Source organism: bacterium, assembly GCA_018814885.1.
GTDB lineage: Bacteria > Krumholzibacteriota > Krumholzibacteriia > LZORAL124-64-63 > LZORAL124-64-63 > JAHIYU01.
This window is the reverse complement of sequence record JAHIYU010000164.1, coordinates 1-17155: the sequence shown is the minus strand read 5'-3', so window position 1 is coordinate 17155 and position 17155 is coordinate 1. Positions and strand designations below refer to the sequence as shown.

Sequence of the window (17155 nt, the reverse complement as noted above, 5' to 3'; positions counted from 1 at the left end):
TGTGCGGCTACCGGCACCTGCCGAAGCTACGTCAGGCTATCCTGGTAGGACTGGAGATCCGCGTGACGGACAAGGGAGGTAAACTTGCTGCATGAGGTTGGGAGGCCGTGGAGAGTTTCAACTAGGAATGGGATTGACTCCTTTCGTCAGTTAAGATTCATGAATAATCCGGGCTAGCTATCGGTGGCTTCCTTCTCTCTGGTTTTTTTAACTTTAAGTCACTCATAGAGTTACCAGAGGCTGGAGGCCGATTCAATTTTTTCAACTAATTTTTTGACACACTCCGGAGCGGGGTCAATAGGGAGGAGGGGGAAATGTGTGAGGAGGAGCGAGCGCTCAGCACTGCGCGAATAAGCGCCAGCTACCGGCCGCGGAGGCAACAGTAATCGCTTGCGCGTCACATGGTCTGAGTTGATATTTTCGATCAGCGACAAAATGGTTCTTCATTGTGGAAATGAAGAAGCATATCCGTGTTCTCGGTACTGTAGATCGGAGTGGAACCGTGGCCACAGACAGTTCATTCAACGCCTTCGAAATGGCCCGCAAGCAGTTCGACAAGGTTGCGGGTTTGATCGATCTGGACGTGGGCACCCGCGAATTGCTACGTACACCCATGCGTGAATATCATTTCACCATTCCGGTTCGGATGGACGACGGCAAGATTAAAACATTCCGCGGTTTCCGGGTTCAGCACAACGACGCCCGTGGCCCCTGCAAGGGTGGCGTCCGTTTCCACCCCCTAGAGACCATCGATACGGTGCGAGCCCTTTCCATGTGGATGACCTGGAAGTGCGCCGTGGCAGACATACCGCTTGGTGGAGCCAAAGGCGGCGTGATCTGTGATCCTCACAACCTAAGCACCCGTGAACAGGAAGCTATCTGCCGCGGATGGGTGAGACAATTGGCGAAGAACATCGGTCCCTTCACCGATGTCCCGGCTCCCGACGTGATGACGACCCCCCAGCACATGATCTGGATGCTCGATGAGTTCGAATTGATCCACGGTGGACACTACCCCGGAATGATCACCGGCAAGCCGGTGGGTATGGGAGGATCCCTAGGCCGGACCGAGGCAACCGGCTACGGAATCGTCTATTGCCTGCGTGAGGCCCTGAGCGAACTGGGAATCGATCCGGCGACCACTACGGCCAGTATTCAGGGATTCGGGAACGTTGCGCAACACGCCATCGACCTGTACCACAGTCTGGGTGGAAAGACCGTATGCGTCTCGAGTTGGAACCAGAAGGAACAGACATCCTATGCGTTTTTCAAGGCGAACGGTATCGACCTGAACGAGCTTCGCGTGAACACCGATCGTTTCGGCGGAATCGACAGTACACGGGCCAGAGACCTCGGCTACGAGATCCTGCCGGGCGAAGACTGGATCGATCGTGAAGTGGACATCCTCCTGCCGGCGGCCCTGGAGAACCAGATCACGGCGCAGGGCGCATCACGAATCTCGAAAAAGGTCAAGGTGGTCGCCGAAGGCGCCAACGGCCCGACGACGCCGGATGCCGACGCCGTGCTGGAGGAACGCGGAATCCTGGTGATCCCTGACTTCCTGGCCAATGCCGGCGGCGTGACGTGCAGCTACTTCGAACAGGTGCAATGCAACATGAACTATTTTTGGACCAGAGATGATGTACTGACCAAGCTCGACTCCAAGATGACATCGGCTTACAAATCGATCAGCGATCTTTCCCGCCGGCAGAAGATATCCATGCGGGACGCGGCTTACGTCATCGCCATCAATCGTGTGGCCGCGGCCTGCCGCGACCGGGGTTGGTCGTAACCGATGGCCAGACAGGACGAGAATTCACCAGCCGCACAGGACCCCGCCGCCGTCCGGGATTGGCGGGCGCTGCTGGCCGATATACGCGTTTCAAGCGGGAAACGATACCCGCGTATTTCCCGCAAGATGCTTAATTATCTCTGCTCGATCGGCATCGCGGAGGCCCAGCGGATGCTGTCGATAATCGACAAGACCGAACGTGACGCCGCCGGGCAGGTCAACTCTAATGTCCCCGGATTGCGCATCTCCAGCAAGGGCGCCGTCCTGCTGTCGGGAGCCATTTTCGATCTGGCGGCCGAGCATCTCGACGATGAGGAAATCAAGACCCAGATCCTGTATTGGATATCCGAAGAAAAGGCCAGTTTTTTTAGTGCCGTTGTCGGCGATCCACGGTCCTCCATGCCCGAAATCGTCGATGCGATCCGACTCTACGATGATGTGCTCCGAGGACGCAGCGGCCTGGCCCTCAGTACACTGCAAAGCCTGCGCGTCTCACTCGTCCGGCGCTTCCTGACCGACCAGCTGGAAATCATCAACATGGCCAAGGAAGTCGTCCGCATCACAGATTTCATCGAACTCGTCGACAGGATCATCATGCCCAGCGGCAGTTACGGCAAGCTAGGGGGAAAAGCGGCGGGTCTGCTTATGGCCCGCTGGATCCTCGAGAAGTCCAGCATCGACGCACAGGGCAACAACTGGGTCAAGACCCCCAGAACGTGGCATATAATTTCCGACGCTATGCAGAATTTTGTTGTATTGAACCATCTCGACGATGTCATGGAGCAGAAATTCAAGAAGATCGAGCAGATTAGGCATGAGTATCCCAATCTGATCCAGCTATTCAAGAACAGTGCCTTCCCGGCGGAGGTCATCACCGGACTGTCCCGAGCACTGGATTACTTCGGTGAAGTACCGCTCATCATCCGCAGTTCCAGCCTGCTGGAGGACCGCCCTGATTCAGCCTTCTCCGGCAAATACAAGAGCCTATTCCTGGGCAACCTTGGCAGCAAGCAGGAACGACTCGACGCCTTAGTCGACGCCGTGGCCGATGTCTGGGCCTCGATTCTGGGACCCGACCCGATCGAATATCGTCGTGAGCGGGGACTGCAGGAATTCAGCGAGGAGATGGGCATCCTGATCCAGGAAGTCATCGGTACCAGGATCGGACATTGGTGGCTGCCTGCCTTCGCCGGGGTGGCCTTTAGCCAGAACGAGATCCGATGGTCACCGCGCATCCAGCGCGAGGACGGCTTGGTCCGGATAGTGCCGGGTCTGGGAACCCGCGCGGTCGATCGAATCGGAGACGATTTCCCCATCGTTGCCGTTCTGACTCAGCCCGATCTCCGAGCCAACTCAACGACCGATGAGGTACTACGCTACTGTCCGATCTGGGCCGATGTGATCAATCTCAATACCAACCGCTTCGAAACCGTGCAGCTCACCCAGGTGCTGAAGGAGGCCGGTTCGGACTACCCCTTGATCGAAAAGATCTTCTCCATCTTCAAGGACGGGACACTCCGGAAGGAATCCCGACTCATGATGAACCCGGAGACCGACACTCTTATCGCCGACATGGCAGGCCTGTTGACCGATACGGATTTCATACCCCGGGTCCATTCCCTGCTGACAACATTGCAGAACTACCTGGGTACAGCGGTCGAGATCGAGTTCGCCCACGATGGCGAGAATTTCTACTTGTTGCAGTGTCGACCACAGGTACTGACCGGTTCCGCTGCACCGGCACAAATCCCCCGGAACATTGCCGACGAGGATCTGATTTTTTCGGCGCAACGCTTCGTGACGAATGGTTTGATCGCCAATATCACACACCTCGTCTACGTGGACCCTGGCGCCTACAGCACGTTGCCATCGGTAGAGGAGATGAAACGGGTCGGACAGGCAGTCGGTCGGCTCAACAAAATCCTGCCCAGGCGCAGGTTCATTCTGATCGGGCCGGGGCGCTGGGGCAGCCGCGGTGACATTACGCTCGGCGTGAACGTCAGTTACGCCGACATCAACAATACAGCCATGTTGATCGAAGTTGCCCACCGCCGGGGAAACTATATTCCGGACCTTTCCTTCGGCACCCACTTCTTCCAGGATCTCGTCGAGTCGGATATACTTTATCTACCCCTGTACCCGGACGATGATGGCGTTGCCTTCAACAGCGCCTTCCTGTCAGGCACTGTTAATATACTACCGAGCCTGTTACCGGAGTACCAAGAGCTTCAAGACTGTGTCCGGGTCATCGATGTAGCCGCCGTCAGTGGTGGTCGAAACCTGCACATCTTCATGAATGCCGATATTGACAGAGCTGTCGCCGTTCTGGCAGACGCGGATTATATCACCCATCATGCTATACAGAAGACCGCCACGGCGACATTGCAGGGACCCTGCCAGCACTGGCGCTGGCGGTTCAGCTTGACCGAACGTATGGTTCGTGAGCTGGACTCGGCCCGTTTTGGCGTAGAGGCGGTATACCTGATCGGTTCGGTGAAGACCGGAACAGCCGGGCCGGCCAGCGACATCAACCTGCTCGTCCATTTCAGGGGCGATGAAAACCAGCGACGGTCCCTCGACCTTTGGTTCGATGGCTGGAGTCTAGCCATGTCAGAGATGCTCTTCCTCCAGATCGGACTCCGCGTCGAGAAAATGCTGGATATCACTTACCTGAGTGATGCCGACATCGCCGACGGCACTGGAGTCGCAGCAAGGATCGGCGCGACCGTCAATGCGGCCAGGCCGCTATCTCTCTCCTGATCCGCTTTCTAATATGCGAGAGCGAGAGCCGTTCCGGCTCTCGCTCTATCTTCTCTTCACTGCGAGCCGAGGATGGCTCTAGCTGTTCAAGATACCGTCCACGGCCTCCTTCTCCATGTCCATGATCCCCTGCAGGCCGGTGATCGCGGCAGACTCTGGCGTGAGCGCAACTAGGTCGTCACGGGTCATGTAACCGAGACCGAACTTCCTGGACCCGCACATCAACTGGCGCAGACCCTGAGCCAGACGCTCATAGTAGGTGTAGAGCCCGATGGCACCGGTGGGTAGTTTCTCGAACGCGTCGTTGCCGAGCATCTCGCGCAGGTGCGCGGAGGTCACGAAGATCTCATCCTTGCTGTTGCCGAAGCGCTCAACATAGACCGGAATCTGTCCCTCGTCGATCGTCCGGCCGATGGTCTTGCCGACCATGGCCGCGGCGATCGGCGAACGAGCCATGCCGATCAGCTTGACGAAGGGCGCGCCGAGAGCGAGACCCTTGAAGATCTGATCTTCGAAAGTGAATCCGCCGGCGAGCGCGAGCGCCGGAACCTTCGCGCCCTTGTCGTGCAGACGCTTGGCATACCGGTACAACAGCGTGTGCAGTTCCACGGGCGGGATGCCCCACTCGTTCATCATCCGCCACGGGCTCATGCCCGTACCGCCGCCCGCCCCGTCGACCGTCAGGTAGTCGATACCGTACTTGACCGACCACGCGATCGCCCGGGCCAGATCGACGGGACGGTAGGCGCCGGTCTTGAGCGAGACGTACTTCGCGCCTGCGGCACGCAGTTCCTCGACCCGCTTAGCGAAAGCTTCCTCCTCGACCATGCCGACGCGCGAGTGTCGCTCGAATTCACGGAAGGAACCCCGCTCGAAGGCCTTGATGACAGCTGGATCGGTGGGGTCGGGCAGGACGACATAGCCGCGATCGTGCAGCATCTGCGCCTTCTTGAGGTCATTGACCTTGACCTCGCCGCCGATGTTCTTGGCACCCTGTCCCCACTTCAACTCGACGAACTCGACACCGAGCTTCTCGATCGCGTACTCCTGCGCACCGAGACGGGTATCCTCGACATTCGCCTGGACGATGATCGCGCCGTAGCCGTCGATCTGGTAGTCCTGGTAGAGCTTGACGCGCCGCTTCAGGTCGACCGTATCGACGACCCGACCGTTCTTGATGACCGCCTGGGGATCCATGCCAGCCACGTTCTCGCCGATGGTCAGACCGGTGCCGGAGATGGCTGATCCGATCGCTAGGCCTTCCCAGTTGTTCTTGGCGATGTTCGTCGAGCCGATTCCGGGAATGATCCAAGGCAGACGGTACTTGATGCCGTTATCGTTGCCGAAGTGCACTTCGAGATTGACATTCGGGAAGATCGCCTTGTCGCTGTCGGCCTCGATACCCTGCGCGCCGACTGCGGTTCCCATGATATTCAGGTGCGAATAGTCGACGGGGTACTGCTTCTCGGAAGCCGTCGTAATGACACCGAAAGGCTGAGGATAGATCACCTCGTGGCCCCGGTACGCGGACTTGCCGATCTCACACATACCGACACAGCCATCCACGCACGTAACACACATTCCGGACGCCGGGGTGACCGAACCTTCCGTCCGGTTCTTGGTCAGGGTCGCGGCTGAGGAATTGACTCTCGAGAGTGGCGATGACATTGTATCCTGCTCCTTTGCATGCCTTGGTTTTTTTAAACCGGTGCAAGGACCGTCAGTCCTGCTTTTCGATCTCACAAGCCACACAGGGCTTCATGTAACACATCATGTCGTCGAATTTGTCCAGTTCAACGCAGGGCGGGCTCAGATTGGCACAGCCACCGCAGATCGCCTTGTCGGGATCGACGAAGGTGCACCGCAACTGACAGGCTGGGCAGACATACGAACAACCGCCGCACAGACGGCAGACATCCGACGGAACATCGAAGGGCGTTCCGATCGAGCGGTTCTCTCCTCGCCCACGGAAGCCGATTGCAGAAGCGACCATCTGTTCCTTGCACATCCGCACACAAAGGCCACAGAGGATGCAATCCTCGTGCTCCTGCTTGAAACGCTGCTGCCGCACATTGAGGGCCGAAGCGATATCCTGGATGACCTTGGACTGCGGGCACGAGGCCAGATGCAATTCGACGACCATCTTGCGCGCCTTGACGACCCGCGCCGAAGCAGTGCGCACCTTCAGTCCTTCCTGAACCGGATAGGTGCAGGATGAAACAAGTCTTGCGGCCGGGCCTTCGCCGATCTCGACGACGCACAGCCGGCAGGCACCATAAGGACTCAGCCCTTCCATATGGCAGAGAGTCGGAATCGGGAATCCCAGAAACCCGGCCGCATCGAGTAGGGTCATCCCTTCCTCGACCTGCGCCGCCAAACCGTTAATGGTCAGATTAATCACCTTTCTTGCCTCCCAGTCTCCACTGTCTCTACCGGTTGCGTGAATTCCAGATCGCACCGTAGACACCGGCGCGCTTCGCGCTGAGCATCAGCGGCCGAGAAGCACCCTTCGACCTCCGCGAAGCTGACCTTGCGCACATCAGCATCCGCGTGAACCACTTCAGTCCGTCCCACCGGCGTTTCTTCGCCTTCGGCTTTCTCGAGCGACGGGACGAAAACATTGCATTTGCGGTGGACAATCGGTTGGTGAAGGTCTGTGCCACGCACATAGCGCTCGATCATCACGGCCGCTTTCTTACCCGCCGCGATGGCATCTACCACCGTGTTCGGCCCCGTCACGAGATCGCCTGCGGCAAAGACACCCGGACGACCCGTGAGCAGGGTCTCGGGATCGGAAACCACCGAGTTCCAGTGCGTCACTTCGACCCCGGCGCCACAGGCGTCCGGAATTGTGTTGAGACCGGAATCTTCACCGATCGCGATGATCAGTGTGTCGAGTTCTACTTCGTGTTCGCTTCCCTTGATCGGAATCGGACGTCGCCGGCCACTGTCGTCGGCCTCGCCCAACTCGTTTCGCAGGCACTCCAGAGCAACCAGTTTTCCGTCCTTCGCGACCACCTTCGTGGGCGAAACCAGGAGCTGTATATCTATACCTTCCTGATCAGCGGCCTCGATCTCCTCCGGGAAAGCCGGCATCTCGGCGCGGGTCCGGCGGTAGAGGATGGTAACGCTGTCGACTTCCTCGAAGCGAAGCGCCACGCGGGCGGCGTCCAGCGCGGAGTTACCACCGCCGATGACGCCAACCCGTCCCTTAACTGGGTGCTCGCCCCGCAGGTTGAAGGTTTTCAAGAACTCGATCGAAGGCATCACGCCGTCGATATTCTCGTTCTCCATCCGCAACGGCTTGCTCTTGTGCGCGCCGATGGCCAACAGCACCGAGTCATAGCCCTCGGCCTGCAGGCTCTCCACGGTGAAGTCCCTGCCGAGAGCGGTGTCACACTTCAACGTGATATTGTCGTCGAGCAGCGCATCGATTTCCTTCTCGATGACGACGGCCGGCAGACGATAGGACGGAATCGTGCTCGTGAGCATGCCGCCCGGTTTGCTCTCGGACTCGAAAACTGTTACTTCCATGCCGCGCAACGACAGATAGTGAGCCGCTGTCAGGCCTGCAGGTCCGGATCCGATCACGGCGATCCGCGGTGTCTTGCTTCCGTCCCACTTCATCCGCACGGGCTTGAAGACTGCCGGGGCGATGGAGTCGGTCACGAAGCGCTTCATCGCGCGGATGGCCAAGGGACTGTCTCCTGTCGCCGCGAGCCGACACCTCGACTCGCAGGGATGGTTGCAGACCCTGGCGCAGACCGATGGGAACGGATTGGGTGCGCGAATCACCTGGTAGGCTTTGGCATACTCGCCGCGCCCTATGTGGGCGACGTAGCGCCAGGCCTCAGTGCCGAGCGGGCAGGCCGACTGGCAGGGCGCGCCGACGAGATCCTTGCAGACGAAGGCGTCACACCGCTTGTCCGTGATATGCCGCTCGTACTCGTTGCGGAAATAGCGCAGGGTGCTGAGCACCGGATTGGCCGCCGACTGGCCGAGACCGCACATAGTAGTGTCTTTGACCACCAGGGCAAGTTCCTTGAGCAAGTCCAGGTCCGCGAGCGTCGCGTTGCCCTTCGAGACGTCGTCTAGAATCTCGTACATCCGCTGCGTTCCCTTGCGGCAGGTATAGCACTTGCCGCATGACTCGTCCTTGAGAAACTTCATGAAGTACTTCGCAACATCAACCATGCACGTGTTCTCGTCCATGACGATCATGCCGCCCGAGCCCATGATCGAACCGGCCTTGACCAAGCTGTCATAGTCGATGGACAGATCGAACATGCTGGCCGGGATGCAGCCGCCGGAGGGCCCGCCGGTCTGCACGGCCTTGATCTTCGCTTCGCCCGACGGCCCGCCGCCGATGTCGTAGACGACTTCGCTGATCTTGATCCCGAGCGGGACTTCCACGAGGCCGGTGTTCCTGATCTTGCCAACCAGGGAGAAGATCTTCGTCCCGGTGTTGCCCGGCACGCCGACCTTGGCGTACTCGACTGCGCCCTTCTCGATGATCACCGGGATGTTGGCCAGCGTCTCGACGTTGTTGATGCAGGTGGGATTGCCGTTGATTCCCTTTGTGATAGGATACGGCGGACGCTGCCGGGGTTCGCCGACATAGCCCTCGATCGACTTGATCAGGGCCGTCTCCTCGCCACAGACGAAAGCGCCTGCGCCGCGCACGATCTCGATATCGAATTTGATACCGGTTCTGAAACTGTCGTCACCCAGCAGGCCGATGTCACGCGCCTGGCGAAGTGCGATCTTCGCGTGCTTGATCGCGAGCGGATACTCGCTGCGTACATAGATGATTCCCCGGGTGGCCCCAATGGCGATGCCGGCTATGAGCATGCCTTCGATGACCGCGTGCGGGTTGCCCTCGAGGATGCTGCGATCCATGTAGGCGCCGGGATCACCTTCGTCGGCGTTGCAGACGACGTACTTCTGCTGTCCCTGCCGGCCAGCGCGACGCGCTAGTTCCCACTTCATGCCGGTCGGGAAGCCCGCCCCCCCGCGGCCGCGTAATCCGGATTCCTTCACCTCGAGAATGATCCAATCCGGATCCACGTCGACCAGGACTTTCGCGATGGCCGCATAGCCCCCTTGTTCGATGTAGTTGACCATCCTGATCGGATCTAGTTTCTGGTTGCTTCCGAGAATGGTCCGCTGCTGCTTCTTGAAGAAGGGGATTTCGTCCTGGGAGGTAAATGTCTTGTTTTCCTGAACATCTTTGAATATGAGATCTTCTTCGATGTATCCGCCCAGTGCCGAGTCGATGATACGCGGGACATCCTCCATCGCCAGTTTCGGGTAGAGATGCCTTCCTGGTTCAACGACAATGAAGGGGTCCATCTCACAGTACCCTTGGCACCCGGTGACCCGGAGCCCGATTTTCTCCTGGAGACCGCGATCCAGAATGTTTCGCTTGATGATCCTCATCACGTCGTTCGAACCGCTGGCTTGGCCTCCGGTCCCGGCGCACACGACAAGCGTCGGCTTATCGTATTTCATTTCCGACTCCCTGCAAACGCGGGCTCGGAATTCGACAAATTCCCCGATTGTAGAAAGCTTTTTCATCTAAGGAATTCTCCTCCGCAACGAATCCTGTGGAAGTGTCTAATCCAAGGGGGAACCGCTTAAATCAAGCATATGGCCTTTACAGCCCCGCCGCGTACAGATCTGAACGATGCCACCACCACTGACGATCATGGGAACCATCTGTTCGCCGCACTCGCCGCACTTGCCGCCACCGATGAGTTCGGCATGACAGTGAGGACAGAACATGTCCACGACGGTATCGACGGGGATTTCGAATTCAGATTCGACCTTGTCGCTTCCGTACAGGCAGGAGAGGCACAACCAGCCGTGCTTGTTGTTGAAAGCAACCGTCACCCTGATCGAAGGATGTCCGTCGACGGGTTGCCGTAGATCCATCAGGCTGTGGTTGCACCTGGCGCAACTAACTTCCACCGGGAAAATCCGCTGATCGGTTTCGATCTCGACTTGGCCGAACCCATCGCGCGCCTCGGCCAGGATGCCTGCAACCTGTGAGGTCTTGACCTTCGAGAAATAATGACCGTCAACGACGACCACCGGCCCCAAGGCGCAGGCGCCAAGACAGTTGACGACCTCGAGTGAGAATTCCTCATCATCCGTCGTCTCGCCCTGCCGGATGCCGAGCTGAGCGGAAATCGCCTCGACGATCCTCGGACCGCCCTGCACATGGCAGGCCGTTCCGAGACAGGCCGAAACGACGTGTTTCCCCCTGGGTTTCAGGCTGAAAGCGTTGTAAAAGGTCGCCACGCCGTAGACATCGACCAGCGAACGGCCCGTCTTCTCGGCGACAGCCCTGAGTGCCTCTTCCGGCAGATACCCGTACTTCGCCTGGACCTCCTCAAGGATCGCGATGAGATTCCCGTGCCTGCCTGTGTGCCTTTCGACGATGCTGCCAATTTCAACCAGATCCATGCCCACCCTCTATTCCTATTGGATCCCCTGAACCCTATGTATTCAGGCCTCTGGCCTATCGACTTTTCCTCGGGCAAATCTGCATAACCCGGTTGTCAAAAAGGTAGTATCCCGTTTCCACGAGTCAAAATCCAAATACCCGGAAAACCAAAGAATCCAGCAATGTACTCCCCTCCCACCGGTCGCCGCGTCTATTGATCACAACAAGAAACGCGGCGATTCGCAGGGCGGACATTCGACTCAGGCTTCGAACTTCACGCCCTGGGCCAGGTGCACCTCCCCGCCCCAGTTGACCGTGTTGGTCTGACGGCGCATGTACGCCTTCCAGGCGTCCGACCCCGACTCGCGTCCGCCGCCGGTCTCCTTCTCGCCGCCGAAGGCGCCGCCGATCTCCGCCCCGGAGGTGCCGATGTTCACGTTGGCGATGCCGCAATCCGATCCGGCGTTGCTGTAGAAGGCCTCGGCTTCGGCCACGCTGTCGGTGTAGATCGCCGACGACAGCCCCTGGGGAACGTCGTTGTGCATGCGCATCGCCTGTTCGATCCGTTTGTACTTCATGACGTAGACGATGGGGGCGAAGGTCTCGGCCTGGACGATCTTGGCCTTGTTGGCGATCTCGATGATCGTCGGTTGCACGAAGGTGCGGGCGCAGCCCCGTCGGCGCAACACCTTGCCGCCATAGATCAGCTTGCCACCCTGTTCCAGCGCGGCCCTGATCGCGTTCTCGTAGTCTTCGACGGCGCCCTCGTCGATCAAGGGACCCATGAGCGTCCGGGGATCCAGGGGATCGCCGATGCGGACCTTCTCGTAGTTGGCCACCAGCTTCCTGACGAACTTGCCGAAGATCTTCTCCTGGACGATCAGTCGGCGCGTGGAGGTGCAGCGCTGGCCGGCGGTGCCCACGGCGCCGAAGAAGGCGCTGGCCAGGGCGCCGGTCAGGTCGCACTTGTCGGAGATGATCAGGGCGTTGTTGCCGCCCAGTTCTAGGATCGTCCTGCCCAGGCGCCCGCCGACGGCCTCGCCGATCCGCAGGCCCATGCGCGTCGAGCCGGTCGCGGAGATCAGGGGCAGGCGCTTGTCCTGGATCATCTTCTCGCCGATCACCGAGCCGCGGCCGATGATCACGCAGCTCACGCCCGCCGGCACGCCGTTGCGTCTGAGGACCTCGTTGGCGATGTTCTGGCAGGCGATGGCCGTCAGCGGGGTCTTGCTCGAGGGCTTCCACACGCCGGTGTCGCCGCAGACCCAACCCAGAGCCATGTTCCAGGCCCATACCGCGACCGGGAAGTTGAAGGCGGTGATGACGCCGATCGGACCCAGCGGATGCCACTGTTCCATCATGCGGTGCTTGGGCCGCTCGCTCTGCAGGGTCGGTCCGCTCAGGTTGCGGCTCAGCCCCACGGCGAAGTCGCAGATGTCGATCATCTCCTGGACCTCGCCCAGCCCCTCGGTGAGGATCTTGCCCATCTCCAGGGACACCAGCGCGCCCAGTTCGTCCTTCTTCGCGCGCAGCGCCTCGCCGATCTGGCGCACGATCTCGCCGCGCCCGGGCGCCGGCATCGTTCGCCAGGCGGTGAAGGCGTCCCCGGTGATCTTCATCATCCCGGCATAGTCCTTGGCCGACGCCTGTTCCACGCGCGCCAGCACCTCGCCCGTGGTCGGATTGCGCGATTCGAGATGATCGCCGCTGGAGGCGAACCACTCGCCGCCGACGTTGACACCCTTCATGTTCCTGCTGAGGCCGAGGGCCCTGAAGATCCCCGCCTTGGTCGTCCTGGCCATCAGTTCTCTCCTCCGGATTGGTAGGTTTCGGTTTCTTCCACGCATTTGATCGACATCGTCGCCAGCTCGTCGAGCACCGGCTCGTAGATGCCGGGCATGACGGGAACCAGCACGCCCCGGTCGGTGATCTTGCCCTGCAGGATCATGTGGACGCCGATGGCGGCGGGCAGGGACACGGTGCGCGACATGGATGAATCGCCGTTCTCGATGCCGAAGTCGATCAGCCGCGAGGTGGTCCGCTCCCGCTTGCCGCCCGCGTACTCCGCCGTGAAATCGTGGTAGAGCACGATCATGTCGCGCTCGCCCTTGGCGAAGGCCAGCTTGTCGTACATCAGGTCGCCCATGGCATCGAGCATGGTCTTGCATCCCGGCGCCACCTGCCGGTCCGAGAAGGCGCCGAGCCATTCGAGATTGCGCGGCGGCAGGGACTCCGCGGGCACGCCCATGCGTGCGGCGGCGGCGGCGCGCAGGTCTCCGCTCCCGGAAGCCCCGAAATGGCCGCGCATCACGTCGGCGTAGCTCCGGCCGCCCAGGGCGAGTTCGTCGAGCTCGAGCAGACCTGCGCTGCGGAAGTTGTACAGGCAGTCGCACCAGCCCATGTTGCGCAGCGTGCCGCGGAACAGGGTGCGGATGCCCTGCAGACCGTAGACGTCGAGGTAGCCCAGCGAATCGCGGTTGGGATAGGCCTCGAAATCGCCGAAGCCCTCGACCTGCAGGATGTGCATGTCGCGGAACAGGCGCTCGGGAGGCACTTCCACAATGCGACCGTCGGACAGGTAGCGGGCGCCGTTGCGGCTCGCCATCAGCACGCCGCGCGGCGCCCAGCTGAACTTGTAGCCGAAGGGATTGTCGTTGTCCTCGGGAGCGGGCAGGCCGCCGCAGTATGACCGGAAGGAGACGATCTTGCCGCCGCGGGCGCGCACGTCGTCGATGATGCGCATGGCGGACATGTGATCGATGCCCGGGTCGACGCCGATCTCGTTGAGGAACGTGAGGCCGGCGCCGCGGGCCGCGCCGTCCAGCTCGCGCATCTGCGGCGACACGTAGCTGGTGGTGACCATGTGCTTGCCGTGCTCCAGGCAGAGACGCGCCACCAGGGGATGGAATTCGTAGGGCACGAGGCTGATGGCCAGGTCGGCGGCGGCGATCAGTTCGCCGAGACGCGCTTCGTCCTTCAGATCGAGCTGCAGGGCGGTTCCGTTGTCGTGGCCCGCGACCAGCGCCTCCGCCTTGCTGACGGTGCGGCTGGCGCAGGTCAGACGGTAACCCTTCTCCAGCAGGTAGACGACCAGGGGCCTGCTCACCAGGCCCGCACCGAGCACCAGAACCTCTTTCATCATTCACTCCCTGTGGAACCGGAGCCGTCCCCGATTCGCGGTTGGTATCCCCTGCGGGACTTGCCGGCCAGCCCGCATCATGACATGGCCCCGCTTCGCGGGACCGGACAGATCACAGGTGGTCCTCGAGATAGCCGTAGGACGGGGTCAACTCCCCCCGGTGCACGATGACCGCCCGCTTGAGGTGGGACGGCAGGTCCAGGGCGGCGAAATCGGCTTTCCAGTCGGCATCGCCCAGATCGCCGACCATGTCCGCGAGGACTTCGGAGAAATGCTCCGAGGACTCGCGCGGCAGCTCGCAGGGCAGGTTGTCCACGGCCATGATCACGATACCCTCCCCCGCGACGCCGTCGATGGCCTCGCCCGTGCGCGGCGCGTAGACGAAACAGGGCTCGTCGGGATACGTGGCCTTGAGACTCAGTTCGATGCTGCCCTCGATGTCGATGCTGATGTCGCCGATCACCTGCAGGCGGGGCCTGCCGCCGTCGCGGAACTGCTCTTCCGCCCAGGCCTTCGTGACCAGGCGCGGGTAGCGCTCGGTCCAGAAGATGGTGTTGACCAGCATGTCGAGATGCGGCAGGTGCTGCGCGAATCGGCCCTCGTAGCTTTCCGGGTGGTCGTAATAGTCCTGGAGTTCGAAAGCGCGGCCGCCCCGCTGGCGCGCCATGTCCTGCTCCTTGAAGACGACATGGACGAGGGGTTTGCCGTCGGCCGCCGCGGCGGCGCGCGGCAGGTCGGCCACCGCGATCTCCGTCGTCGGCAGCCAGCCTAGGATGTGCTGGGCGCCGCGGCTCACGTTGCCGTAACCGGCGATGCCGATCACCAGGGGACCGTCCGCGCCGGGAACGCCGTCGGCGGCGAGACGCTCGCCGATGGCGCGCAAGTGCCGCTGCGCGTCTGCCAGGTCGTGGTATTCGTAGGCCGGCTTCACGTCGCGCAGGGGTGTCGCCAGGCCGCGCGACGCCAGACGCAGACCCAGCGCGCGCAGCGATTCGATCATGCCGGCGTAGCCGGCGTGAAGACTGAAGAAGATCAGGCGCCGCCCCTCGTCGTCGGCGATGCACTCGTAATCCACCAGCGAGCAGCCCAGCTCCAGATACCGCCGCAGCAGCGGCATGTTGTAGGGCTGCCCCTTGATGGTGTGGGAGAAGTTCACGTAGACCTTGCCCGGCCGGTACAGCTCCGGCGGGATCTCCTTGACGCCGATCAGGATGTCCGCCTCGAGCGCGGCCTCGGAGACCTCGAGTCCGGCGTCGCGGTACGTATCGTCCGCAAAGACGCGGATCGGCGAGGGTTGCACGACGATGCGGTGGCCGCGTGCCTTCTGCACGGCGGCCGCGTCGTCCGGCGTCAGGGGAACGCGCCGCTCCCACTTGTTCTTGTCTTCGCGACGAATGCCGATGACAGCGGACATTTTGCGCCTCCGGAACGGCGAGGACCGGCAAAGTGAGGCGAGGCAACTGGCGGGGACAAAGCTAGAAGGGTACCGGGGGGGAGTCAAGGCGCGCCGGATGCGCGGGAACGCAATATCGGCGTCAGGGCTGGGACAGACGCATGGCCACCGCGTACACCAGCGGCAGGACGAGCCCCAGGCCCATCAGCACACCGCCGCGCCCGGCGAGGCCCTTGCGACCCTTGACCAGGAAGATGCCCGTCAACGCCAGCACGATCAAGACGCCGGCGTAGGCGTCGGCGATACCGGTCCATGGCGCCCGTCCCTTGTTCAGGTGCATGAAGTTCACGTCGAAGAAGAGCGGACGCTTGGTGTGACCGTGACGCACAACCTCGCCCGTGGCGAGGTTCACGTCGATCGTGCCGTCATCCACGAAGACCTGGAACAGGTCCCGCCCCGCCCGCCAGGTCTCCTTGACAGGTTCCGCGAGGGCGAGCCGGGCGAGGACCAGGGGCGCCACTTCGGCGGTCTCCCCCGTCCCCGGCGACTCGATGGACCACGCCTCCGTGAAGGAGGCGTGGTTGGGGTCCCAGTGATGCAGGTGGTTCACGGCGATGCCGCTGATGGCGTAGACGAGCGTCAACCCCACGGCGAAGAAACCGAGCTCGCGATGGAGCCAGAGGCATACCTTGCGGAATGCGCTCACGCAGCTATTTCCAGTCCACGGTGGCGCCGGCGCCCTTGATCTCGTAGAAGGTCGTGCACTTCACCTCGGGCTCCCCGTGCTTGGTGGCGTCGCACTTCGCCTCGACCTTGTTGATCGTGAAGACGCCCTCGACCGTCACGTGCTCGCCGATGATCTCCTTGGGAAAGACGATCACCCCGTCCTCGACCTTGACCCGCATGGTCTGCTCTTCCTGGTCGGACGCGAGGGTCACCCAGCAGCCGCGGTGGGTGCAGACGCCGACGGCGGTCCCCTCCACGCGTACGGTCTTGCCCGCGAACTCATCGGGAGCGGCCAGGATGGTGCTGATCTTGGTGATGTCGCCCTCGCCGACGCCCTTGCCGTAGACCTTCTCCTTGGCCAGGGCCGTGCCGGCCAGCAGCAGCGATGTCAGTGCGATCGTCGTCAGAATGCGGCGCATTGGTTTCTCCCTTGAGCGCGTTGTGCTTGGTTCTGGATCGGAATAAGATGCTCCGGTGCCGGACATCGGGCAAGAAAAACCCTGCCGGCCGGCGGGAGTTCCCGACAATCAGCAACAGGTCAGGAATTTCAGGGCGGCGGGGAGCGCATTGCGCCAGTTCGTCCAGTTGTGGCCGACGTTGCGTGTCAGACACTGATGCTCGTGACCCATCGCCAGCAGCGCCTGCTCCAGCCGGCGGTGACCGGGCAGCAGCCATTCGAGGGTGCCGCAATCGAGATGCCAGCGGATGTCGCGACCCGCGCCGGCACGCAGGCGGCCGAGCAGCCACTCGCTGCCCGCGAAGGGGTCGGGCGGATCGTCGTCGGGACCGCTCAGGAAGGCGCCGGAGAGCGCGCCCACGGCGCCGAACAGGCCGGGACGACCGAGCGCGAGGTCCGCGGCGGCCAGGGCGCCCAGGCTGGCGCCCAGCAGCAGGGGC

Annotated in this window: 12 protein-coding genes; 2 read left to right on the top strand and 10 right to left on the bottom strand. The window is 61.5% G+C overall.

Features of this window, described 5'->3' with window-relative positions; all coding sequences use genetic code 11:
• Positions 1–454 precede the first annotated feature (454 nt).
• Together KJ554_12540 and KJ554_12535 are read left to right on the top strand one after the other, a co-directional pair.
• Positions 455–1792: a Glu/Leu/Phe/Val dehydrogenase gene (locus tag KJ554_12540; GenBank protein MBU0743161.1), complete on the top strand. Its 1338-nt coding sequence runs from the start codon at positions 455–457 to the stop codon at positions 1790–1792.
• 3 nt (positions 1793–1795) lie between these two features.
• Positions 1796–4552, top strand: a complete 2757-nt coding sequence (locus tag KJ554_12535) for a nucleotidyltransferase domain-containing protein (protein MBU0743160.1) — start codon at positions 1796–1798, stop codon at positions 4550–4552.
• Positions 4553–4630: 78 nt separating this feature from the next.
• On the opposite strand, the gene KJ554_12530 is transcribed toward KJ554_12535, so the two are convergent.
• The 10 genes from KJ554_12530 to KJ554_12485 all read right to left on the bottom strand — a co-directional run.
• Complete coding sequence (locus KJ554_12530; GenBank protein ID MBU0743159.1) at positions 4631–6220, bottom strand: FMN-binding glutamate synthase family protein; 1590 nt, start codon at positions 6218–6220, stop codon at positions 4631–4633.
• Between the two features lie 52 nt (positions 6221–6272).
• Positions 6273–6953 (bottom strand): (2Fe-2S)-binding protein, encoded by a 681-nt coding sequence (locus KJ554_12525; protein ID MBU0743158.1) that lies wholly within the window; start codon positions 6951–6953, stop codon positions 6273–6275.
• Positions 6950–10063: an FAD-dependent oxidoreductase gene (locus KJ554_12520; GenBank protein ID MBU0743157.1), complete on the bottom strand. Its 3114-nt coding sequence runs from the start codon at positions 10061–10063 to the stop codon at positions 6950–6952. The genes KJ554_12525 and KJ554_12520 overlap by 4 nt, the downstream gene beginning before the upstream one ends.
• Positions 10064–10168: 105 nt before the next feature.
• Positions 10169–11020: an NAD(P)H-dependent oxidoreductase subunit E gene (locus KJ554_12515; GenBank protein ID MBU0743156.1), complete on the bottom strand. Its 852-nt coding sequence runs from the start codon at positions 11018–11020 to the stop codon at positions 10169–10171.
• A 240-nt stretch (positions 11021–11260) separates the two neighbouring features.
• A complete protein-coding gene (locus KJ554_12510; GenBank protein ID MBU0743155.1) occupies positions 11261–12802 on the bottom strand; it encodes an aldehyde dehydrogenase family protein in 1542 nt (513 codons plus the stop codon).
• Complete coding sequence (locus tag KJ554_12505) at positions 12802–14139, bottom strand: saccharopine dehydrogenase NADP-binding domain-containing protein (protein MBU0743154.1); 1338 nt, start codon at positions 14137–14139, stop codon at positions 12802–12804. The genes KJ554_12510 and KJ554_12505 overlap by 1 nt, the downstream gene beginning before the upstream one ends.
• 112 nt (positions 14140–14251) lie before the next feature.
• A complete protein-coding gene (locus tag KJ554_12500) occupies positions 14252–15553 on the bottom strand; it encodes a hypothetical protein (GenBank protein MBU0743153.1) in 1302 nt (433 codons plus the stop codon).
• Positions 15554–15674: 121 nt separating this feature from the next.
• Complete coding sequence (locus tag KJ554_12495) at positions 15675–16238, bottom strand: hypothetical protein (GenBank protein MBU0743152.1); 564 nt, start codon at positions 16236–16238, stop codon at positions 15675–15677.
• Between the two features lie 4 nt (positions 16239–16242).
• Positions 16243–16677: a DUF4920 domain-containing protein gene (locus tag KJ554_12490; GenBank protein ID MBU0743151.1), complete on the bottom strand. Its 435-nt coding sequence runs from the start codon at positions 16675–16677 to the stop codon at positions 16243–16245.
• A 108-nt stretch (positions 16678–16785) separates the two neighbouring features.
• Positions 16786–17155 (bottom strand): esterase family protein (locus KJ554_12485; protein ID MBU0743150.1); only part of this gene is annotated, 370 nt, incomplete at its 5' end.

Bases quoted from the DNA above. Each gene is read 5' to 3' on its own strand.
- KJ554_12530 (MBU0743159.1), bottom strand. From the start codon at position 6,220: ATGTCATCGCCACTCTCGAGAGTCAATTCCTCAGCCGCGACCCTGACC.
- KJ554_12490 (MBU0743151.1), bottom strand. From the start codon at position 16,677: ATGCGCCGCATTCTGACGACGATCGCACTGACATCGCTGCTGCTGGCC.
- KJ554_12505 (MBU0743154.1), bottom strand. From the start codon at position 14,139: ATGAAAGAGGTTCTGGTGCTCGGTGCGGGCCTGGTGAGCAGGCCCCTG.
- KJ554_12520 (MBU0743157.1), bottom strand. From the start codon at position 10,063: ATGAAATACGATAAGCCGACGCTTGTCGTGTGCGCCGGGACCGGAGGC.
- KJ554_12540 (MBU0743161.1), top strand. From the start codon at position 455: ATGAAGAAGCATATCCGTGTTCTCGGTACTGTAGATCGGAGTGGAACC.
- KJ554_12500 (MBU0743153.1), bottom strand. From the start codon at position 15,553: ATGTCCGCTGTCATCGGCATTCGTCGCGAAGACAAGAACAAGTGGGAG.
- KJ554_12515 (MBU0743156.1), bottom strand. From the start codon at position 11,020: ATGGATCTGGTTGAAATTGGCAGCATCGTCGAAAGGCACACAGGCAGG.
- KJ554_12510 (MBU0743155.1), bottom strand. From the start codon at position 12,802: ATGGCCAGGACGACCAAGGCGGGGATCTTCAGGGCCCTCGGCCTCAGC.
- KJ554_12535 (MBU0743160.1), top strand. From the start codon at position 1,796: ATGGCCAGACAGGACGAGAATTCACCAGCCGCACAGGACCCCGCCGCC.